The organism is Staphylococcus durrellii, from assembly GCF_015594545.1.
In the GTDB taxonomy this organism is placed as follows: Bacteria; Bacillota; Bacilli; order Staphylococcales; family Staphylococcaceae; genus Staphylococcus; species Staphylococcus durrellii.
Genome location: NZ_JADIIO010000001.1, coordinates 1,789,217 through 1,810,786, shown reverse-complemented (window position 1 = coordinate 1,810,786; position 21,570 = coordinate 1,789,217). Strand labels below are relative to the sequence as shown.

At 32.6% G+C, this 21,570-nt stretch carries 19 protein-coding genes; 14 read left to right on the top strand and 5 right to left on the bottom strand.

Annotation, left to right across the window (positions count from 1 at the left end; translation table 11 throughout):
* The first annotated feature begins 99 nt into the window (after nucleotides 1-99).
* A complete protein-coding gene (locus tag ISP02_RS08680) occupies nucleotides 100-492 on the top strand; it encodes a YisL family protein (protein ID WP_195721174.1) in 393 nt (130 codons plus the stop codon).
* A 316-nt stretch (nucleotides 493-808) separates the two neighbouring features.
* Here the strand turns inward: ISP02_RS08680 and ISP02_RS08675 are convergent, their stop codons facing one another.
* Nucleotides 809-2,131 carry a CoA-disulfide reductase gene (locus tag ISP02_RS08675; RefSeq protein ID WP_195721173.1) on the bottom strand — a complete coding sequence of 441 codons (1,323 nt, stop codon included), beginning with the start codon at nucleotides 2,129-2,131 and terminating at the stop codon, nucleotides 809-811.
* A gap of 61 nt (nucleotides 2,132-2,192) precedes the next feature.
* A complete protein-coding gene (locus ISP02_RS08670) occupies nucleotides 2,193-3,035 on the bottom strand; it encodes a Cof-type HAD-IIB family hydrolase (RefSeq protein WP_195721172.1) in 843 nt (280 codons plus the stop codon).
* A gap of 116 nt (nucleotides 3,036-3,151) precedes the next feature.
* Between ISP02_RS08670 and ISP02_RS08665 the strand changes: the two genes are divergently transcribed.
* The 3 genes from ISP02_RS08665 to clpB all read left to right on the top strand — a co-directional run bounded on the left by ISP02_RS08665 (nucleotide 3,152) and on the right by clpB (nucleotide 8,279).
* Nucleotides 3,152-3,460 carry a metal-sulfur cluster assembly factor gene (locus ISP02_RS08665; protein WP_195721171.1) on the top strand — a complete coding sequence of 103 codons (309 nt, stop codon included), beginning with the start codon at nucleotides 3,152-3,154 and terminating at the stop codon, nucleotides 3,458-3,460.
* A 193-nt stretch (nucleotides 3,461-3,653) separates the two neighbouring features.
* Nucleotides 3,654-5,462 (top strand): acyltransferase family protein, encoded by a 1,809-nt coding sequence (locus ISP02_RS08660; RefSeq protein WP_195721170.1) that lies wholly within the window; start codon nucleotides 3,654-3,656, stop codon nucleotides 5,460-5,462.
* A 201-nt stretch (nucleotides 5,463-5,663) separates the two neighbouring features.
* Nucleotides 5,664-8,279 (top strand): ATP-dependent chaperone ClpB, encoded by a 2,616-nt coding sequence (gene clpB / locus ISP02_RS08655; protein ID WP_195721169.1) that lies wholly within the window; start codon nucleotides 5,664-5,666, stop codon nucleotides 8,277-8,279.
* Nucleotides 8,280-8,324: 45 nt separating this feature from the next.
* Here the strand turns inward: clpB and ISP02_RS08650 are convergent, their stop codons facing one another.
* The gene (locus ISP02_RS08650; protein WP_195721168.1) at nucleotides 8,325-8,516 is read right to left on the bottom strand and encodes a YjzD family protein; all 192 of its coding nucleotides are present in this window, start codon (nucleotides 8,514-8,516) and stop codon (nucleotides 8,325-8,327) included.
* Nucleotides 8,517-8,745: 229 nt separating this feature from the next.
* On the opposite strand from ISP02_RS08650, the gene ISP02_RS08645 reads away from it, so the two are divergent.
* The 3 genes from ISP02_RS08645 (at nucleotide 8,746) to ISP02_RS08635 (ending at nucleotide 12,351) form a co-directional block, all read left to right on the top strand.
* Nucleotides 8,746-9,687: a beta-ketoacyl-ACP synthase III gene (locus ISP02_RS08645; RefSeq protein ID WP_195721167.1), complete on the top strand. Its 942-nt coding sequence runs from the start codon at nucleotides 8,746-8,748 to the stop codon at nucleotides 9,685-9,687.
* An 11-nt stretch (nucleotides 9,688-9,698) separates the two neighbouring features.
* On the top strand, nucleotides 9,699-10,943 hold the full coding sequence (gene fabF / locus ISP02_RS08640; RefSeq protein WP_195721166.1) for a beta-ketoacyl-ACP synthase II: 1,245 nt from the start codon (nucleotides 9,699-9,701) through the stop codon (nucleotides 10,941-10,943).
* Nucleotides 10,944-11,115: 172 nt separating this feature from the next.
* Nucleotides 11,116-12,351, top strand: coding sequence for an MFS transporter (locus tag ISP02_RS08635; RefSeq protein WP_195721165.1), 1,236 nt, complete (start codon nucleotides 11,116-11,118; stop codon nucleotides 12,349-12,351).
* A gap of 71 nt (nucleotides 12,352-12,422) precedes the next feature.
* Here the strand turns inward: ISP02_RS08635 and ISP02_RS08630 are convergent, their stop codons facing one another.
* Complete coding sequence (locus tag ISP02_RS08630) at nucleotides 12,423-12,797, bottom strand: DUF3899 domain-containing protein (RefSeq protein ID WP_195721164.1); 375 nt, start codon at nucleotides 12,795-12,797, stop codon at nucleotides 12,423-12,425.
* 244 nt (nucleotides 12,798-13,041) lie between these two features.
* Here ISP02_RS08630 and opp3b point away from each other — a divergent pair, with 244 nt between their 5' ends.
* From opp3b to ISP02_RS08605, 5 genes are read left to right on the top strand one after another with little or no spacing between them, the layout of a single operon-like run.
* A complete protein-coding gene (opp3b, locus tag ISP02_RS08625) occupies nucleotides 13,042-13,968 on the top strand; it encodes an oligopeptide ABC transporter permease (RefSeq protein WP_195721163.1) in 927 nt (308 codons plus the stop codon).
* Complete coding sequence (gene opp3C, locus ISP02_RS08620; protein WP_195721162.1) at nucleotides 13,968-15,035, top strand: oligopeptide ABC transporter permease; 1,068 nt, start codon at nucleotides 13,968-13,970, stop codon at nucleotides 15,033-15,035. The genes opp3b and opp3C overlap by 1 nt, the downstream gene beginning before the upstream one ends.
* A gap of 17 nt (nucleotides 15,036-15,052) precedes the next feature.
* A complete protein-coding gene (locus ISP02_RS08615; protein WP_195721161.1) occupies nucleotides 15,053-16,135 on the top strand; it encodes an ABC transporter ATP-binding protein in 1,083 nt (360 codons plus the stop codon).
* Complete coding sequence (locus ISP02_RS08610) at nucleotides 16,125-17,069, top strand: ABC transporter ATP-binding protein (protein ID WP_195721160.1); 945 nt, start codon at nucleotides 16,125-16,127, stop codon at nucleotides 17,067-17,069. The genes ISP02_RS08615 and ISP02_RS08610 overlap by 11 nt, the downstream gene beginning before the upstream one ends.
* An 18-nt stretch (nucleotides 17,070-17,087) precedes the next feature.
* Nucleotides 17,088-18,755, top strand: a complete 1,668-nt coding sequence (locus ISP02_RS08605; RefSeq protein ID WP_408020131.1) for a peptide ABC transporter substrate-binding protein — start codon at nucleotides 17,088-17,090, stop codon at nucleotides 18,753-18,755.
* Between the two features lie 86 nt (nucleotides 18,756-18,841).
* Here the strand turns inward: ISP02_RS08605 and trpS are convergent, their stop codons facing one another.
* Entirely contained in the window at nucleotides 18,842-19,831 is a 990-nt protein-coding gene (trpS, locus tag ISP02_RS08600) for a tryptophan--tRNA ligase (RefSeq protein ID WP_195721158.1), read from the bottom strand.
* Between the two features lie 302 nt (nucleotides 19,832-20,133).
* On the opposite strand from trpS, the gene spxA reads away from it, so the two are divergent.
* A complete protein-coding gene (gene spxA / locus ISP02_RS08595) occupies nucleotides 20,134-20,529 on the top strand; it encodes a transcriptional regulator SpxA (protein ID WP_048792712.1) in 396 nt (131 codons plus the stop codon).
* A 289-nt stretch (nucleotides 20,530-20,818) separates the two neighbouring features.
* Entirely contained in the window at nucleotides 20,819-21,535 is a 717-nt protein-coding gene (gene mecA / locus ISP02_RS08590; RefSeq protein WP_195721157.1) for an adaptor protein MecA, read from the top strand.
* Nucleotides 21,536-21,570: the final 35 nt, after the last annotated feature.

The following is a 21,570-nucleotide window of genomic DNA, read 5'->3' as shown; positions in this document are numbered from 1 at the left end:
CTGTTTTTATTATATTTATATAAAAGAAAAGACTGATTGAGTAATAAGTGATATATGATAAAATAGTTGTAGAAATATAAAGTTGTGTGGAGGGATAGCATGATACACATGCATATATTGAGTTGGGTATTAGCGATTATTTTATTTTTCGCAGCATACTTTAACTTATCAAAAACGCAAGGACCAACGCCTTTCTACAAATCAGTACATATGTTATTGAGATTATTTATGCTATTGGTTTTATTTTCAGGTTTATGGACGCTTATTCAAGAATTTTCAGCAGGTAGCAATGGTGGAAGTCACATGTTACTGACATTTAAAATGGTAGGGGGATTTGCTGCAATTGCTTTAATGGAAACTACATTAATTAAACGAAAGAAAGCTCAGCCTACTAATGGATTACTATGGTGGACAATTATTGTTATTGTTATTACGATGGTTTTAGGTGTTATGTTACCGTGGGGTCCAATTTCAAAACTATTCGGTATGTAATCAAAAATTTTTGTGATGTAAAGATTTTAAAAAGGCAATCAACGTGTATATATTTTAAACGCGTTGATTGCTTTTTTGTATAGTAAAGTATGCTCGCTTTCCTAAAGTGAGCAGTTTTAGTGTATAGTCTTCAATCATCTTGCATCACCAGGAGTTTCGCATAAATACATTTTATAGCTCTGTAATTTTACATATCTGTGTTAGTTGTTAAATAAGTATTGTTGAGTTAATAATAAAACATAATATGGCAAATTCTATGTTACTTCAATAGAATTTGCCATGTGCATTAGTCAAAGATAATTATGTCTTACACTTTTTATTGGTTACGAGCGGAATAACCAATAATGTTAATTAAATCTTTAGGATGGCTATAAGGGGGAGCATAAGCTGTCTCTACTTCAGTTAGCTCATCAATGGTTAATTCATTCATCATGGCCATTGAAAGGATGTCTATGCGCTTATCTACGTCTGCTATACCGACTGCTGCGGCACGTATTATTTTTCTTGTACGTTTATCAAAATAGACGCGTAAGTGAATTTTGCTATTTCCTGGGTAATAGTTCGCATGTTTGGAAGCGTTAATTTCGAGCATTTCATAATCGAAGTTAGATAGTTCTTCTGTATTAATACCAGAACTGGCTAATGTATAGTCGAAAAATTTTACTATATTTGCACCTAGATATCCTTTAAAGTGAATGTCTTTGTCACCAGCTATTTGTTCGGCAATAATGCTTGCACCGCGATGTGCACCCCATGCAAGTGGAACGTGTGCACGTAAATCTACATGTCTATAATGAGACGTAACAATATCGCCTAATGCATATATATTATTAATATTAGTTTCAAATCTATCATTAACTGGGATATATCCCTTGTCATCTAGTTGGATGTTTGATGATTTAATAAAATTAGAATTTGGTGTAATACCCACACCAGTGATAATCATGTCATACACTTCTTCTTTGCCAGATTTAAAAATAACTTTATTGCCTTCGACTTGGCTAATCTCTTCATTTAATCGATAATTAATATTTCTTTTATCTAATTCATCAAATATAGGTTGATTCATATCTTGATCCATTAGTTTATTTATTTTATTCGAGCGATGGATTAGCGTTGTATTTATGCCTCTATGATATAAATTATCCAATACTTCTAAACTTATATAACCCGCACCAACGACGAGTGCTTGTTGAACATTGTTGTTGATGATGAAATTTTCAATAGCATCCGTATCTTCCATATTGCGTAGGGTGAAGACAATATTACTATCTAAAGGAAGTGTATTAGCACTACAGCCTGGACTTAAGATTAATTTATCATAAGAAAATGATGTGCTTTCGTTATTTAGGTGATTATAAACTGCAACCGTTTGATTGACATCATCAATAGCCGTAACCTCATGATATGTTTTAACGTTAATGTTTTTCTTTTTGTAGAAAGCTTCAGGTGTTGTAGCGAGTAGTTTATCTCTGGAATCAACGACATTGCCGAGATAGTAAGGTAGACCACAATTGGCAAAACTCATATCTCTATCTTTTTCGAAAACAGTAATGTTACTTTCTGCGTCTAGTCTGCGTATTTGACTAGCGACAGTTGCACCTCCTGCTACAGCGCCTACGACAATTATTTCGGTCATATAAAAACCTCCTACGTATAGTGAAATTGAATTTAGTGATTATTAGATATTAACTGCAATTTTAAACATTAGTATTAATGTATTGTGCTTGTTTAATGTTTAAGTTAAAGAAATCATTCAGGTAATGCGCAACGCCATCATCATTGTTAGAGAATGTAGTAGCATTTGCTATATTTTTTAATTCAGATAAACCATTACCCATAGCTATACCATGCTCGGCATACTTTATCATTTCTAAATCATTATCTTCATCACCAAAAGCTATAATATTCTTTTGCTCGATGTCTAAATATGATTTAGATGTTTCTATTCCACGTGCTTTGTTGATATTTTTCCCTACAATTTCAATTACAGGGAAAGGTGACCCCCAACGACGGTGTTCAATGCTTTCCATATAAAAACTTGATAACATTTGTTTGATTCTAGGAATCATGATTTCTTCTGCTTCAACTAATATAGAAGTAGGTGAAGTGTTTAAGTTGTGCAGTAAATTTCCAGTTTCAATTTTGGGATTACCCATTGAAAAACCATCAAACAATTTTTGATCAAAATTTTCTATAAAAACATGATCTTTAATTTCTGCGATCATATTGCTCACGCCGTAATCTTTTAAAGATTGAATAATACTCGTAGCTAAATTCAGGTCTAAAACTTCATGTTTTTCCTTGAAAGTACTATTTTTAGGATGATGAACATAAGCACCATTAAAGTTGACGATTGGTGTGTCCATGTTTAATTCGTGATAATATATTTGGCTTGCACGATATGGTCGACCTGTAGCAATCATTAATTTATGACCTTCTGCTTGAAGAACATTTAATACTTTTTTTGTGTATGGTGTAATGACTTTTTCGTCATTTAATAACGTACCGTCTAAATCTAGACAAATTAAATAGGGTTGCATAACTTTCTCCTTGGAATAAGTATATTAAAACGTAACAATATCATAGCATTTTATTGGCGTTTTGTAAGATATTTGATATATTGATAAGTGAGATTAAATACAAAGAGGTGAGACAAATGGACGAAGGATTAAAAGATAATATTTTAAATGCCTTAGAAATGGTAATTGACCCTGAGTTAGGTATCGATATTGTTAACTTAGGTTTAGTATATAAAGTAGATGTAGATGATGAAGGGATATGTACTGTAGAAATGACATTAACTTCTATGGGCTGTCCGCTTGGGCCACAAATTATTAATCAAATTAAAATGGTATTAGCCGAATTACCTGAAATTCAAGACACAGAAGTAAATATCGTATGGAATCCACCATGGGATAAAGATATGATGTCTCGCTATGCAAAAATTGCATTAGGTATTGGATAATTATTTAATTGATACACGACTAAGCTTAGATGGTCATTGCGTTTAAACGTAATGGCCATCTACTTTTTTGTGAAAAAATATATAGTATATTTTTAGTTGTGCAAATCATTAAAATAATTGCAATTTCATTACAAAAGTATTACAATTTATAAATCCCTGACATTGAAAAAATTGTAAGGAAAGATGTTTATAAATGAAAACGAACAATACTACTAAAAACCGTAACCATTATCCTAAACGCTATTTGCCTGGTTTAGATGGATTGAGAGCCATTGCAGTATTAGGTATTATTATTTATCACTTAAATAAACAGTGGTTAAGCGGTGGCTTTTTGGGTGTAGACACTTTTTTTGTCATTTCAGGTTATTTAATAACTAGTTTATTGCTAAGTGAATATGAAGAAACTGGAACGATTAAAATAAAGCAGTTTTGGCTTAGACGAATTAAGCGGCTACTTCCGGCTGTGTTAATATTAATTTTCACAGTTACCATTACTACGCTAATTTTCAAACCATCTCACATTGTCCAAGTTAAACACGACGCAATTGCAGCCCTCTTATATATGTCAAACTGGTGGTACATAGCAACAAATGTAAATTATTTTGAACAATTTGCATTTATGCCATTAAAACATTTATGGTCCTTAGCCATAGAAGAACAGTTTTATTTATTTTTCCCATTTGTGCTTATTTTGTTATTACTAAAATTTAAAAGCTATAAAAAAGTGACGCTAATATTATGGATTATTTCGTTAATATCACTAATTTTAATGATAGCTATTTTTCCAATAACATTTGGAAACTCACGGGTATATTTCGGTACAGATACGCGTTTACAAACATTATTACTTGGTGTGATTTTAGCTTTTGCTTGGCCACCATTTAAGTTAAAGGCAAACCCACCGAAAATACTTCAAAACAGTATTAGTACTACAGGAATTATCGCATTAATCACTCTAATTATTTTATTTTTTACTGTGGAAGATGACAATAAATGGATTTATAGTGGTGGGTTTTACATAATCTCGACTTTGACGCTGTTAATTATTGCTAGTGCCGTACATCCAACAAATACATTTGCTAAATTATTAGGGAATAAAGTATTTATCTACATAGGAAAAAGATCTTATAGTCTATACCTTTGGCATTTTCCAATAATAAGTTTTATTCATTCTTATTATGTAGCAGGTCAATATCCTGTATACGTATATATGATAGATATCATTTTAACAATCATTTTAGCTGAATCATCATATAGATATATTGAATTACCATTTAGGGAACATGGTTTTAGTGTATTTAATTTTGCTAAATTATTAAAAGCTTCTCTAATTAGAACTATCGTTACGTTAGGCTTTTGTATACCTATGCTACTCGTCTTTTTAGGTGCATTCGACAGATTGGGAGAAGATGATATTATTCACAAGAAAACAACGTTTCATTCTACAAATAATGAGAAAAAAACAACTCAGTCTAAACGAGTTGATCATAATAAAGACACAGATAAACAAGTCGAGACAAAAGATGATGATAAAAAAGATTTAGCACCTTTGCTATTAGGTGATTCTGTCATGGTAGATATTGGTAACACATTTAAAGACAAAGTACCAAATGCTGATATAGATGGTAAGGTAGGAAGAAATCTATATGAAGCATTGCCATTAGTTAATAATCAGTACAAAGATAAAACTCAAAAAGGCGACCAAGTTGTGCTCGAATTAGGTACTAATGGTGATTTTAGTAAAAGTCAATTAGATGAATTAATTAATAGACTAGGAGAGGCAGACATCTATTTAATTAACGTCAGGGTCCCAAGACCGTACGAACAACATGTGAATGATTTGCTCGCTCAAGCCGCTAAAGAGCATTCAAATGTTAAATTAATAAATTGGTATGAAGCTTCAGAAGGCCATACTGAATACTTTGCACCAGACGGCATCCATTTGGAACAAAAAGGGGTAGAAGCGTTAACCGATCAAATCATTAATGCATTAAAAAAATAACAGTAAACCGGTAACCATTCACATTGGACGTTACCGGTTTTTTTATGCAGTAATGAGGAAATTAATATAATAAAAATGATGTATTTTTTTATGCTTTCGAGTTGATTCTTTAAGTAAAAGAGTCTATAATAAAATTAAGGTCAAAGAAAGTCAAAGTCAAAATAGATTTGACCTAACGCTAATTGTATAGGGGTGAAAATATTGGATATAAATCAAATGACCTACAAAGTGCAAAGCGTATTACAAAATGCGGTTGAGCAAGCTCAAACATATGAATTACAAAACGTTGAAATTGAAGCGATTTTAATATCAGCATTGTCTGAAACTGATAGTTTGTATCACAATGTTTTAGAAAGAGCAAATATTGATACAGAGCAATTAAAAACACAATATGAAAATAAATTAAAAGATTATCCTTTAGTTCAAGGGGATAACGTTCAATATGGACAGTATATTAGTCCCAAAGCAAATGAACTTTTGACTAAAGCCGATTCATATATGAAAGACTATGATGATGAATATATATCTATGGAGCATATACTATTAGCTGCGATAGCAATAGATGAAACAACAAAGCAAGCAGTAGCAAATAAAGCAGAAGTAGTAACAGAAATTATTAAAAAAATTAGAGGAGGGAATCACGTGACATCACAAAATCCAGAAGTGAACTATGAAACTTTAGAGAAATATGGACGTGATTTAGTTGAAGAGGTCCGACAAGGTAATATGGACCCGGTCATAGGAAGAGATGAAGAAATTCGAAACTCTATAAGAATTTTAAGTAGAAAAACAAAAAATAACCCAGTGCTTATCGGTGAACCGGGTGTAGGGAAAACAGCGATAGTTGAAGGCTTAGCACAAAGAATCGTGCGTAAAGATGTGCCTGAATCATTACTGGATAAAACGATATTCGAATTAGATTTAAGTGCACTTGTAGCCGGTGCCAAATATCGTGGAGAATTTGAAGAACGTTTAAAAGCAGTACTTAAAGAAGTTAAAGATTCAGACGGTAGAATAATTTTATTTATCGATGAAATACACATGTTAGTTGGTGCTGGTAAAACAGAAGGTGCTATGGACGCGGGTAACATGTTGAAACCAATGTTAGCAAGAGGTGAACTACACTGTATTGGTGCTACGACGTTAAATGAGTATAGAGAATATATCGAAAAAGATTCTGCATTAGAGCGTCGCTTCCAAAAAGTTAACGTATCAGAGCCTGATGTCGAAGATACGATCTCAATTTTAAGAGGATTAAAAGAACGCTACGAAGTATATCACGGAGTAAGAATTCAAGACCGTGCCTTAGTAGCTGCGGCAGAATTATCAGATCGTTATATAACTGATCGCTTTCTACCTGATAAAGCGATTGATTTAGTGGATCAAGCATGTGCCACAATTCGTACTGAAATGGGCTCTAATCCTACAGAATTAGACCAAGTCAATCGCCGTGTAATGCAATTAGAAATTGAAGAAAGTGCATTAAAAAATGAATCAGATAATGCAAGTAAGCAACGTTTACATGAGTTACAGGAAGAATTAGCAAATGAAAAAGAAAAACAATCTGAAATTTCATCTCGTGTAGAACAAGAAAAAGAGAAAATTGCAAAACTTCAAGAAAAGAGAACAGAACTTGATGAAAGTAGAAAAGCACTAGAAGATGCTGAAAATAATTATAACTTAGAACGTGCTGCCGAATTGCAACATGGTAAAATTCCTGAATTAGAAAAAGAATTAAGCGCATTAGAAGCTGCGTTCCAAGACGAACAAAATGAAGATAACGATCGAATTATTAGAGAGATTGTTTCTGATGAAGAAATTGGCGATATAGTAAGTTCTTGGACTGGTATTCCAGTTTCTAAACTTGTTGAAACCGAACGTGAAAAACTATTGAATTTAGCTGATATTTTACATGAGAGAGTAGTCGGACAAGACAAAGCAGTAGATTTAGTCTCAGATGCAGTTGTAAGAGCGCGTGCAGGTATCAAAGACCCTCAAAGACCTATTGGCAGTTTTTTATTTTTAGGACCAACAGGTGTAGGTAAAACGGAATTGGCTAAATCATTAGCTTCCACTCTCTTCGATTCAGAAAAACATATGATTCGTATCGATATGAGTGAATATATGGAAAAACATTCTGTGTCACGTTTAATCGGGGCTCCTCCAGGATATGTTGGCCATGATGAAGGTGGTCAATTAACTGAATCAGTACGTAGAAATCCATACTCTGTCATACTATTAGATGAAATAGAAAAAGCACATAGCGATGTTTTCAATGTGTTACTCCAGATTTTAGATGAAGGTCGTTTAACTGATTCAAAAGGTAGAAACGTTGATTTCAAAAATACTATTATAATTATGACTAGTAATATAGGTTCACAAGTGTTACTTGAAAATGTAAAAGAAACTGGTGTCATTACTAAAGCTACAGAAAAAGCAGTAATGGAAAGTTTAAATCAATACTTTAAACCAGAAATCTTAAACCGTATGGACGATATTGTACTATTTAAACCATTGTCAGTGGACGATATGGGTATGATAGTAGAAAAACTATTGACTCAATTAAATATTAGACTATTAGAACAACGTATAACAATCGAAGTTTCAAATAAAGCTAAAGAATGGTTAGGTAAAGAAGCATATGAACCTCAATTTGGTGCGAGACCACTTAAACGCTTTATTCAAAGACAAATTGAAACACCTTTAGCTAGAAAAATGATTAGAGAAAACTTACCTGAAGGCACTGTCGTTCATATTGATTTAACTGATGACGGTTTAACATTCGATTTAGAAAATAATGATACAGCTAATGTTTAAGAAAGCATATAAAAGACACCAACATGTCAAACATGTTGGTGTCTTTTAGTGTTCATTTTTGGTTTGTTTGTTGGGCTTGATTACCAAATCAAATAATACTATAAAAATTGTGAAAATAACGGCAATTATAATAGGTGTCACAAAGTTTAAAGCTCCGCCACCTTCTAAACTATTTAAGACAAAATTAACCATTTCTAATAATACGATTGCCCAAACCAATACAGCGAGGTATTTCATTAGTAATGCCTCCAATATATTATATATAGTTACATTATAATTAAAAGCGCAATGTTTGTATAGTATTAATCGCTTACATCTATACTTTTGTTTTGAGTTACAACGTCGTGTAATTTATAATGTATAAAGCATAATTACTTTTATATCGCGATAAGTTCTTGTGTTTAGATTAAAATTTATGTTAAATTAATACCTGGTATTAAAATTGAAAATAAGAAGGTGTACGACCATGAATGTGGGTATTAAAGGTTTTGGGGCTTATGCACCTGAAAATGTTGTAGACAATGCCTATTTTGAATCATTTTTAGAAACTTCAGATGAATGGATTTCTAAAATGACAGGTATAAAAGAAAGAAGATGGGCGAATGAAGATGAAGATACATCAGATTTAGCTTATAAAGCAAGTTTAAAAGCAATTGAAGACGCTGGAATTGAAGCGACAGATATAGATATGATTATGGTTGCAACCTCCACAGGAGATTATGCTTTCCCAACAGTAGCTAATATGTTGCAAAATAAATTAGGTATAGGTAAAGTTCCTTCTATGGACCAATTGGCAGCATGTAGTGGATTTATGTACGCTATAATTAATGCGCAACAATTTATTAAATCAGGCGATTATAAAAATATTTTAGTTGTTGGTGCTGATAAATTATCTAAAATTACAGATATGACAGATCGTTCAACAGCAATTCTTTTCGGTGATGGCGCCGGAGCTGCTATCATTGGAGAAGTATCTGAAGGTAGAGGAATATTAAGTTATGAACTTGGTTCAGATGGATCTGGAGGGGAATATTTATATTTAAATCCAGATAATGGTAAAATTTTCATGAACGGTCGTGAAGTATTTAAATTTGCTGTTAGAGTTATGGGAGAAGCTTCAAACAAAGCCGTTGCTAAAGCAGGCTTACAACCTGAAGATGTTGATATGTTTATTCCTCACCAAGCTAACATACGTATAATGGAATCTGCACGTGAACGTTTAGGACTAGATAAAGAGAAAATGAGCGTTTCCGTTAATAAATACGGAAATACATCTGCAGCATCAATACCATTAAGTATGGCTCAAGAATTAGAAAATAACAAAATTAAAGATGATGATATCCTTGTTTTTGTAGGATTTGGCGGTGGCCTTACTTGGGGTGCCATTACATTAAAATGGGGTAAATAGGAGGTAAATTTATGAGTAAAGCACAACGTGTTGTAATTACTGGTGTTGGTGTATTATCACCAATTGGTAATGATGCCAAAACTTCTTGGGAAAATGCTTTAAAAGGCGTTAATGGCATAGATAAAATAACTCGAATTGATACAGATCCTTATAATGTACATTTAGCTGGTGAGTTAAAGGATTTCAATATTGAAGACTTTATAGAAAAAAAAGAAGCGAGACGTATGGATCGTTTCACTCAATATGCATTAGTTGCTGCCAGGGAAGCTGTGAAAGATGCTAAATTAAACATTAATGAAGATAATGCAAACAATATCGGTGTTTGGATTGGTGCTGGTATTGGTGGTATGGAAACTTTCGAAAACGCACATAATACGTTATTAAATAAAGGACCTAGACGTGTTAGTCCATTCTTCGTACCAATGTTAATTCCAGATATGGCTACGGGACAAGTATCTATAGATTTAGGGGCTAAAGGACCTAATGGATCTACTGTTACAGCTTGTGCCACTGGAACAAACTCAATTGGTGAAGCATTTAAAATAATTCAACGTGGCGATGCTGATGCAATGGTTACTGGTGGTACCGAAGCACCTATTACTGATATGGCTATAGCTGGATTTAGTGCTAGTAGAGCGCTATCTACTAATGACGATTCTGAAACTGCTTGCAGACCTTTCCAAATTGGACGTGATGGATTTGTTATGGGTGAAGGTGCAGGTATAGTAGTTCTTGAATCATTAGAATCTGCACAAGCTAGAGGCGCTGAAATCTATGCAGAAATCGTAGGTTATGGCTCAACAGGAGATGCTTATCATATAACTGCACCTGCGCCGGAAGGTGAAGGCGGTTCACGTGCAATGCAAGCAGCGATTGACGATGCTGGTATTGAAGCTAAAGATATACAATATCTAAACGCTCATGGTACTAGTACTCCAGTAGGCGACTTAACAGAAGTACAAGCAATTAAAAATACATTTGGTGATGCTGCTAAATCACTTAAAGTTAGTTCAACTAAATCAATGACTGGTCACTTATTAGGTGCAACTGGTGGAATTGAAGCAATCTTCTCAGCATTATCTATTAGAGATAGTCGTGTTGCGCCAACAATTCACGTTGAATCACCTGACCCAGAATGTGATTTAGACTTTGTACCTAACACAGCACAAGATTTAGATATTACTTATGCAATGAGTAACAGTCTTGGTTTTGGCGGACATAATGCGGTATTAGTATTTAAAAAGTTTAGTGAATAAACCTATATTATTTAAGCTTTCCATTTATTTGGAAAGCTTTTTTATTATGCAGAATTAAAGTGATAATTAAGCACTTGGTAATAGATTGCGTAATATTATCATATTTTCATAGCTAATAATTAATGATAAGATAAGCTAACTACTGGGGTGAGAATTGGGGGGTATATACTTCATGGGGAGATTTTTTACATTATCTACAACTTTAAAAACGAGATTGCTTGCTGAATTTATACTTATCATAGCGAGTCAGGCTATTATGCCCTTTATTGCACTCTATTTAACAAGTAAAATTAACGCGGTTTTTGCTGGGGCATTTTTAATTATCAATATTATTGTTAGTTTTTTGGTTACTTTTGTTGGTGGTTATATAGGAGATAATTTATCGCGGAAGAAGGTATTAAATTGGGCGCATATTTTGTATGCAGTGAGCTTAATTATTCTTAGTATAACTGTAACGATGGATGGTATTGGGCTGGTTATATTTTGTATTGCGATTTTTATTTTCGAATTATTATTCGCAGCTAGTGAACCTATTTTCGAAGCGGCCATTATGGACGCCATTTACGAGGAAGTAAGAGAATATGTTTACCAATTAATGTATTGGATGTTTAATATTGGCACGGCTATCGGTATGATGTTAGGCGCATTGTTATATTTAAGTCATAAACGTCTTTTATTTATATTATTTTTAGTAGCTATGCTAATAAGTTGGTATTTATTTGCTAAATTTTATAAAGTAACACAAAATTTCAAAACTAAAGAAGCTTTTACTTCAAACTTAAAACACTTTTTACAAAGCTATTATGTAGTAATTAAAGATAAGTATTACATGATATTAACGTTAGGCTATTTAATGGTTATGATGGCGGAATTAAGTTTGAATTCATATGTTGTCGTGAGATTAAAAAAGCAATTCGAAGCATTTCATTTATTTGGATTTACGATCGATGGAGTAAGAATGTTTACACTAATTATGATTATCAATACAGTTGTAGTGGCAACTTTAACTTTTACAGTTAATAAAATGATAGCAAGTACTTCTAAAAAAGACGTTTTTAAAATTGGTATCGTATTGTATACCCTTGGTTATGCTATTATGACGTCTTCGAATAATGTATGGGTACTATGTTTATTTGCAGTAATAGCAACGTTAGGTGAATTAATTTATTCTCCTATTCAAAACGCACGTCGATTCTTAATGATTCCAAACGATCAAAGAAGCACATACGCTACTTTTAATATGGTTTCTAACAATGGGGCTCAAATTTTAGCTAGATTTGGTTTAATTCTTGGCGCATTTTTAGCGCCTTGGATGATGTCCATCTATGTTGCAGCAGTAGTATTAATAGGCTTTATTTTGCTATACTATGCCTTGTTTATGAATCCTAATATAAATGATCTGAACTAATAATTATAAAAATTGAAGATATAACTAAAAAATGGAGTGACGATATCAATACGATGTCGTTACCCCATTTTTTATATTAAGAAACTAATAATAATAGTAACAGCAAAATATATTAAATTGATTAAAAATGCATATTTGACCCATGATGTGACGACATAATTGTCTTTTTTAACTTGTTGGGGATTAAAAAAGTCATCATTTGACATAGATGCACGCTGTTTTTTTGTAGAAAATTGATATTTTAATTTACGGAAACCATAACTTGTTACATCAAACACACCATCTTGTACTATTATGAGAACGAAAGTAATGATACTTAATACGGCTGAGGTATAAAATAATATATTCAAAAAATCTATAAAAGATTTTTCGCTAAAAATCCATATTAAGCAAGAACATAGTGGTGCTAATAAAATCCAAATTATTAACTTACGAAATAACTGCATAAAAATCCTCCCAAACCTTATTATATTTATTGTAACTGAATCCAAATTAAAACTGAATAGATTTTTATGTGAAGGATAAAATAAGCTTATAACTCAAAAATATTTCATTGATATAAGTTATTTACTTTAATAATGTGAAGCAAAACTATATTGATTAATACGCAAAAGAAATATATAATTATGTTAATATTTCTGAAAATTTTGAAAGGAATGTTAATTTTGAAAAGTTAAGGGGGATGGATTTATGCTTAAATATGTTTTGAAACGATTAGGTTATATGGTGTTGTCATTGTTTATTATTATGACTATCACATTCTTTTTGATGAAACTTATGCCTGGTTCACCGTTTAATGATCAAAAGCTAAGTGAAGATCAAAAACACATATTGAATGAAAAATATGGATTGAATGATCCTGTACCTGTTCAGTACGCAAATTATATGAAAAATGTTGTAACAGGTGATTTTGGGAATTCATTTCAATATAATAACCAACCGGTTTGGGATTTAATTAGTCCACGACTTATTCCATCTATGGAAATGGGAATTACAGCTATGATTATTGGAATCATAGTAGGGGTGGTTTTAGGAGTTGCAGCTGCAGTCCGGCAGAATACCTCGGTCGATTATATCGCAACAATAATTTCAGTAATAGCTGTATCTGTACCTTCATTCGTTTTAGCTGTATTACTACAATATGCTTTCTCAGTTAAATTGAATTGGTTCCCAGTTGCAGGTTGGGAAGGTATTTCTACTGCAGTACTGCCGTCGTTATCTTTATCAGCAGTTGTAATTGCTACAGTAGCTAGATACATAAGAGCGGAAATGATAGAAGTTTTGAGCTCCGATTACATTTTAATGGCTAGAGCTAAAGGGAACTCTACAATGAGAGTAATATTCGGACATGCTTTACGTAATGCTTTAATTCCTGTCATTACTATACTTGTACCGATGTTAGCTAGTATATTAACTGGGACATTAACTATCGAAAATATTTTTGGTGTGCCTGGATTAGGGGACCAATTCGTAAGATCGATTCAAACAAATGATTTCTCTGTCATTATGGCTACAACACTACTATTTAGTACATTTTTTATAGTCTCAATATTTATTGTAGACATATTATATGGCGTTATTGACCCTAGAATAAGAATACAAGGAGGGAAAAAATAATGTCTGAAAATAAAAAATTTATAAATAACAATGAACCTTCAAATGCTGTTATGACCAATACATCAACTGGTTTGATGGCAGAAGATTTTGTGCGAAGTAACGCAGATATTGAAAAAGAACCAGAAATGCAAAGAGAGAGTAAAAACTTTTGGCAAGATGCTTGGACTCAATTAAGACGAAACAAATTAGCAGTAGTAGGAATGATTGGTCTTGTAATAATTATATTATTTGCAGTACTTGGACCACTAATCAGTAAACATGACTATGCTGAACAACATGTTAAACAGAGAAATTTACCACCTAAAATTGCTTTATTGGATAAAGTTCCTTTTTTACCATTTGATGGGCAAGGTGCAAACGGACAAGATGTGTATAAAGAAACTGGCGCGAAAGACAACTATTGGTTTGGGACAGATCAATTAGGTAGAGATTTATGGTCAAGAACTTGGCAAGGTGCTCAAGTTTCGTTATTTATCGGTGTCGTGGCAGCTTTATTAGATATTTTTATCGGTGTTGTCTATGGTGCGGTTTCTGGATTTTTTGGTGGAAGAATTGATAATATCATGCAACGTATCATTGAAATCGTGGCATCAATACCTAACTTAATCGTCGTAATTTTATTCGTATTGATATTTGAACCGTCAATTTGGACGATTATTTTAGCGATGTCGATAACTGGATGGATAGGTATGAGTCGTGTCGTACGTGGAGAATTTTTAAAATTAAAAACACAAGAATTTGTACTGGCGTCTAGAACTTTGGGAGCGTCAAAGACGAAATTAATTTTTAAACATATTCTACCAAATACACTAGGACCTATTGTAGTAACTTCAATGTTTACTGTGCCAAGTGCGATTTTCTTCGAAGCATTTTTAAGTTTCATCGGTATTGGGGTGCCAGCACCTAGAACTTCACTTGGTTCACTCGTCAATGATGGACGTGCAATGTTACTCATTAATCCACACGAGTTATTTATACCAGCAATTATTTTAAGTTTATTAATTTTATTTTTCTATCTATTTAGTGACGGCTTACGCGATGCGTTTGACCCTAAAATGCGTAAATAACAAAGGAGGAATATATTATGTCAGAAAGAATATTAGAAGTGAGCGACTTGCATGTTTCCTTTGACATTGACGCAGGGGAAGTGCAAGCAGTAAGAGGTGTCGATTTTTATTTAGACAAAGGGGAGACTTTAGCTATCGTTGGTGAATCTGGTTCTGGGAAATCAGTAACAACAAAGGCGATAACTAAATTATTCCAAGGAGACGCAGGAAGAATTAAAAAAGGTAAGATAGATTTTCTTGGCGAAGACTTAGCTCAAAAAAGCGAACAAGAGCTTATCAAACTACGTGGTAAAGATATTTCGATGATTTTCCAAGATCCTATGACTTCATTAAATCCAACGATGAAAATAGGTAAGCAAGTCATGGAACCACTTATGAAACATAGAAATTATACGAAATCCAAAGCTAGAACAAGAGCACTTGAAATTTTAAATTTAGTAGGTTTACCTAATGCAGAACAACGATTTGGTGCTTATCCGCACCAATTCTCTGGTGGTCAACGACAAAGAATTGTTATTGCAACAGCATTAGCATGTGAACCTAAAGTCCTTATTGCAGACGAGCCGACGACTGCATTAGACGTAACGATGCAGGCGCAAATTTTAGATTTGATGAAAGAATTACAAGATAAAATTGATACTTCTATCATCTTTATTACACATGACTTAGGTGTAGTAGCAAATATTGCTGATAGAGTAGCAGTTATGTATGGTGGACAGATGGTCGAAACAGGCGATGCGAGTGAAATATTTTATGATCCTAAGCATCCTTATACATGGGGGCTATTATCATCAATGCCTGATTTAACGACTGGTTCTGACACAGAATTATTAGCTATACCAGGAACACCACCGGATTTATTACATCCACCAAAAGGAGATGCATTCGCTCAACGTAGTATTTATGCGTTAAATGCTGACTTTAAAGAGTCACCTCCGTGGTTTAAGGTATCACCTACACACTTTGTTAAATCTTGGCTTTTAGATGAACGTGCGCTACATGTAGAACCTCCATTGATGGTACAGCAACGAAAACGTGATATGCCTAATAATTACGATAAACCGCAACAGGTAGAAAGGGTGTCGTTCGATGGTCAATAATAAAGAAACTTTATTAGAAGTTAAAAATCTAAAACAGTATTTCAATGAAGGAAAGAAAAGCGAAGTTCGTGCTATTGAAAATATTTCGTTCGATATATACAAAGGGGAAACATTTGGTTTAGTTGGCGAATCAGGTTGTGGTAAATCAACTACCGGTAAAGCAATAATAAAGTTAGATGATATTACTGGTGGCGAAATTCTATACGAAGGCGTCGACATTCAAAAGATTAAAAATAGAAAAGATCTATTAAAATTTAATAAAAAGATTCAAATGATTTTCCAAGATCCGTATGCATCGTTAAATCCGAGATTAAAGGTTATGGATATCGTTGGAGAAGGTATAGATATTCACAAATTAGCTTCATCTACGAGAGAAAGAAAAAAGCGTGTTTATGACATGTTAGAAACAGTAGGCTTAAGTAAAGAACATGCCAATAGATACCCACATGAATTCTCAGGTGGTCAACGACAAAGAATTGGCATTGCCCGTGCATTAGCAGTAGAACCAGAATTTATTATTGCAGATGAACCTATTTCGGCTTTAGACGTATCAATCCAAGCTCAGGTTGTGAATTTATTATTAAAACTACAGCGAGAACATGGGATTACATTTTTATTCATTGCCCATGACCTATCTATGGTGAAATATATTTCAGATAGAATTGCTGTGATGCACTTTGGAAAAATAGTTGAATTAGGACCTTCGGATGATATATATCATAATCCATTACATCCGTATACGAAATCTCTATTATCAGCGATTCCACAACCAGATCCAGATTCTGAAAAAGAACGTAAAAGAATCGTTTATAAAGAAGATGCATCAAAAAATAACGAACGTTCATTACAAGAAATTACACCAGAACATTATGTTTTTGTTACTAACGACGAAGCGAAAAATTTAACAGCGGAATACACGCAAACTCAACAATAAAGGGGAAGGGGGATGAACATGAAATATAAATTTACTAAAATAGTTGCATTTTTAATCGCGATTCTCATGGTATTAACAGCATGTGGTAATGGTAAATCAAGTACATATAATGGAGACGGACAAGTATTACGTAAAGTTCTAACGCAAGACATGACAACTTTTGATACAGCACATGCTACAGATAATGTTACATTTGATGTGTTTAATCAAGTTTATGAAGGATTATATACTTTGGATAAAAATGATCAAGCAAAACCAGCCATAGCTGAAGGTGAACCTAAAAAAAGTGATGGTGGTAAAACTTTAACTATTAAACTTCGTAAAGATGCCAAATGGTCTAATGGAGACCAAGTAACTGCAAATGACTTTGTATACGCATGGAAAAGAGTGTTAAATCCTAAAACTGCATCTGAATATGCATACATAATGTACGATATTAAAAATGCAGAGGATATTAATATGGGTAAGAAAAAAATGAATGATTTAGGTGTAAAAGCAGTAAATAATCATACATTAAAAATACAGTTAGAGAAACCTATACCATATATAAATGAATTATTAGCTTTTGGAACTTTTTTACCTCAAAATCCAAAAGCAGTAAAAAAATATGGTGATAAATATGGAACAACACCTGAAAAAACTGTATTTAATGGGCCATTTAAAGTGAAACAGTGGTCACCAGAAGATAAACTATTAATGGTTAAAAACAATGATTATTGGGATAATAAAAAAGTTCATCTAAATAAAGTGAATTATAAGATTATAAAAGATAGTCAATCAGGAGCGTCGTTATATGATACTGGTTCGGTAGATGATACAGCAATTACTTCTGAACAAGTAGATAAATATAAAGATAGCCCCGCACTGAAAAAACGTTTACTTGCATTTACTTGGTTTATTAAAATGAACCAAGATAAAGTTCCAGAATTTAAAAATAAAGATTTCAGATTAGCAATATCACAAGCAATTAATAAAAAGGAATATGTTGATGATGTATTGAATAATGGTTCTCAAACTATGGATAAATTCACAGCAAGAAAGACATTCTTATCTCCTGATGGTAAGGATTATTCTGATGGAGTTAAGTCTAAATTACAATATAATCCACAGCAGGCAAGAGAACACCTTGATAAAGCTAAAAAAGCTCTAGGTAAAGATAAATTTGTATTTACTTTAAATACGAATGAAACACCATCTGACAAAGTTGGTTCTGAATATTTAAAAAGCCAAATTCAAAAAAATCTACCTGGTGTAACTGTAAAAATTAAGCAAATGCCTGGTAAACAAAGAATTAGTGCTGAATTATCAGGTAATTATGAAACAACACTGTCGGGTTGGGGACCTGACTATGCAGATCCACTAACTTTCCTAAATATTATGACTACTGGTAATTCACAAAATAATACCGGATGGGGCAGTAAAAAATACGATAAAATGATTAAAGATGCCAATGGAAAATTATTGAAAAAACCAGATGAAAGAGATAAAACGTTAAAAGAAGCTGAAACTTATTATTTAAGTGAAGCTCCTGTAGCGCCTATTTTCCAACAAGGACAAGCGCACTTAACTAATCCTCAAGTTAAAGGTATTATTTATCATAAAATAGGTGGAGATACTTCACTAAAAGGTGCTTACATTGATAGAAGCATCGATAGAAAAACAGGTAAAAAGAAAAAAGATAAATAATTAAAATGACCCTTCGAGAAATTCTCGAAGGGTTTTTAAATTAAAAAAGAGGCAAACTTTAAAAATTGTTTGCCTCTTAGTATTTGTTATCTTTTGCGCCCTAAGCCCATTGCTTTTTCCATTTTCTTTAATGTTTTGAATGAAGCTTTATGCGCTTTGTCTCTACCACCATCTAATATGTTATCCAATTCATCTGAATTATAGAAGTCGTTATATTTTGCTTGAAAATCTGTAAGGAAATCTTTAACGACCTGTGCTAAATCAGCTTTGAATGTACCATAATTTGAATCTTTATATTTTGACACTAAATCTTCTATGGATTCATCAGTTAAACTGGAGTATATAGATAATAAATTCGTAATTCCAGGTTTTTCTTCACGATCAAATTTAATCACACCATCAGAGTCAGTCACTGCGCTCTTAATTTTTTTTGCCGCAACATTTGGTTCATCTAATAATGAAATAAAGTTCTTTTGGTTGTCGTCACTTTTACTCATTTTTTTAGTTGGGTCTTGTAAGCTCATTACGCGACCACCAACTTTCGGCATGCGAATTTCAGGTTTTACAAGAATATCATTATAACGACTATTAAAGCGGTCTACTAAATTACGTGTTAATTCTATATGTTGTTTTTGGTCTTCACCAACTGGAACAATATTAGTATTGTAAATAACAATGTCTGCAGCCATAAGGGGTGGATATGTAAGTAATCCTGCAGAGACACCATCGACTTGTTTTTGAGATTTATCTTTAAACTGAGTCATGCGTTCTAATTCACCTATAGATGCTATTGTTGTTAGCATCCAACTTGCTTGCACATGTGCAGGCACTTCAGATTGAATAAATAGCGTTGATTTTTCAGGGTCAATACCTGATGCTAAATAGATTGCTGCGAGTTGTCGAATTTGCTTACGTAGTTTCAAACGATCTTGAGGTACCGTAATGGCATGCTGATCAACGATACAAAAATAACAATTGAAGTCCTCTTGAACTTCACTAAATTGTTTTAATGCACCGATATAATTTCCTATTGTTGGTATACCACTAGGTTGGATACCTGAAAAAAGAGTTTCCATTAATGATGCCCACTTTCTATTTTTTTCTAATTTAATATACATTATAACAGTATTTCAATCATTTGTAAGTTATGTTACACTTAATACATAGCGTTTCTATGTGTAAATTAAGTAAAGAAATTTTACTAAGTTCTAAAAAAAATTAGAATTTAAAGAATTTCTCATTTAATTTTAATCTTAGGGCAGTATAATATAGTTATGTAAGGTTAAGATATAAATTTTTAACGAGTTTTCAACTCATCTTAATCATATAAATAATTTAAACAATGAATTTTATTCATGATAATAGGAGAGTGAGATGTATGGTAACACTATTTACTTCACCAAGTTGCACATCTTGCCGTAAAGCGAAAGCATGGTTACAAGAACATGACATTCCGTATACGGAGCGTAACATTTTTTCTGAACACTTAACAATTGATGAAATTAAACAAATTTTAAAAATGACTGAAGATGGTACAGATGAAATTATCTCTACACGTTCTAAAACATACCAAAAATTAAACGTGGATATTGATGCACTTCCACTTCAAGATTTATATGCAATCATTCAAGATAACCCTGGATTATTACGTCGTCCAATTATTTTAGACGACAAACGTTTACAAGTTGGTTATAACGAAGACGAAATCAGAAGATTCTTGCCAAGAAAAGTCCGTACTTTCCAATTGCAAGAAGCGCAACGTATGGTTGATTAATTTTAATATATAATAAGAAGTCATAAGACAACGTTTGATGGTTATAATCTTTAATCCGTAGTTTTATGGCTTTTATTGTATAGTTTTAAATTTAAATCATCAATATAACGTAACTAATTGTAACAGCACCGGGATTATGAGTGCTGTTTTTTTGGTATATTTTGGGGTATATGTTAATATAAGGGATCGATAGAAAATAGTAAAAATTAATCAAACAAATTTATTGTAATTCTTACTACGTTCTACTACAATATGATTACTATTCATCGACTGTAAGGAGTGAGATGATATGAGAATAGAGCGTGTTGACGATACAACAGTTAAATTATTTATTACGTATAGCGATATAGAAGCTAGAGGTTTCCAACGCGAAGATTTATGGACTAATCGTAAGCGTGGAGAAGAATTTTTTTGGAATATGATGGAAGAAGTTAACGAAGAAGAAGACTTTGTTGTTGAGGGTCCTCTATGGATTCAAGTTCATGCTTTTGAAAAGGGCGTTGAAGTTACAATTTCTAAATCTAAAAATGAAGACTTAATGAATATGTCAGAAGAAGAAGCTAATGAACAAATGGACTATCAAGTTAGTGATATTTTATCACAAACCTTTGATCAAGAAGAAAGCTTAGAAGATTTATTAGAACAAAAAGGTGAAACTTCAAACGATACTAGTAAAAAACAAAATGAATCCAAACGACAAAATATTCGCACTGTTATTGTGAGATTTAACGACTTAGAAGAAGTTATTAGTTATGCTTACCATAACAATATTGGTGTTACTGAATTTGAAGACTTATTATTTAGTCTTAATAACGCATATTATTACGCAATGTACTTCGATAAATCAGTAGATCAAGAAGTTATTAACGATAGTTACAGTCAATTACTAGAGTTTGCTTATCCTACAGATAAATCTGAAGTCTATTTAAATGATTATGCTAAAGTAATTATGAGTCATAACGTTACTTCTCAAGTACGACGTTATTTCCCTGATTCAGTAGAATAAATAATATAAAAATTGAGAAGGGCCATGAAAGTGGC

Excerpts from the sequence above, each read along its gene's own strand:
- ISP02_RS08650 (WP_195721168.1), bottom strand. The coding sequence starts at position 8,516 with ATGAAATACCTCGCTGTATTGGTTTGGGCAATCGTATTATTAGAAATG.
- ISP02_RS08615 (WP_195721161.1), top strand. The coding sequence starts at position 15,053 with ATGTCAGAAAGAATATTAGAAGTGAGCGACTTGCATGTTTCCTTTGAC.
- opp3b (WP_195721163.1), top strand. The coding sequence starts at position 13,042 with ATGCTTAAATATGTTTTGAAACGATTAGGTTATATGGTGTTGTCATTG.
- ISP02_RS08605 (WP_408020131.1), top strand. The coding sequence starts at position 17,088 with ATGAAATATAAATTTACTAAAATAGTTGCATTTTTAATCGCGATTCTC.
- ISP02_RS08635 (WP_195721165.1), top strand. The coding sequence starts at position 11,116 with ATGGGGAGATTTTTTACATTATCTACAACTTTAAAAACGAGATTGCTT.
- ISP02_RS08660 (WP_195721170.1), top strand. The coding sequence starts at position 3,654 with ATGAAAACGAACAATACTACTAAAAACCGTAACCATTATCCTAAACGC.
- fabF (WP_195721166.1), top strand. The coding sequence starts at position 9,699 with ATGAGTAAAGCACAACGTGTTGTAATTACTGGTGTTGGTGTATTATCA.
- ISP02_RS08670 (WP_195721172.1), bottom strand. The coding sequence starts at position 3,035 with ATGCAACCCTATTTAATTTGTCTAGATTTAGACGGTACGTTATTAAAT.
- ISP02_RS08680 (WP_195721174.1), top strand. The coding sequence starts at position 100 with ATGATACACATGCATATATTGAGTTGGGTATTAGCGATTATTTTATTT.
- opp3C (WP_195721162.1), top strand. The coding sequence starts at position 13,968 with ATGTCTGAAAATAAAAAATTTATAAATAACAATGAACCTTCAAATGCT.
- ISP02_RS08665 (WP_195721171.1), top strand. The coding sequence starts at position 3,152 with ATGGACGAAGGATTAAAAGATAATATTTTAAATGCCTTAGAAATGGTA.
- spxA (WP_048792712.1), top strand. The coding sequence starts at position 20,134 with ATGGTAACACTATTTACTTCACCAAGTTGCACATCTTGCCGTAAAGCG.
- trpS (WP_195721158.1), bottom strand. The coding sequence starts at position 19,831 with ATGGAAACTCTTTTTTCAGGTATCCAACCTAGTGGTATACCAACAATA.
- ISP02_RS08675 (WP_195721173.1), bottom strand. The coding sequence starts at position 2,131 with ATGACCGAAATAATTGTCGTAGGCGCTGTAGCAGGAGGTGCAACTGTC.
- ISP02_RS08610 (WP_195721160.1), top strand. The coding sequence starts at position 16,125 with ATGGTCAATAATAAAGAAACTTTATTAGAAGTTAAAAATCTAAAACAG.
- ISP02_RS08630 (WP_195721164.1), bottom strand. The coding sequence starts at position 12,797 with ATGCAGTTATTTCGTAAGTTAATAATTTGGATTTTATTAGCACCACTA.
- ISP02_RS08645 (WP_195721167.1), top strand. The coding sequence starts at position 8,746 with ATGAATGTGGGTATTAAAGGTTTTGGGGCTTATGCACCTGAAAATGTT.
- mecA (WP_195721157.1), top strand. The coding sequence starts at position 20,819 with ATGAGAATAGAGCGTGTTGACGATACAACAGTTAAATTATTTATTACG.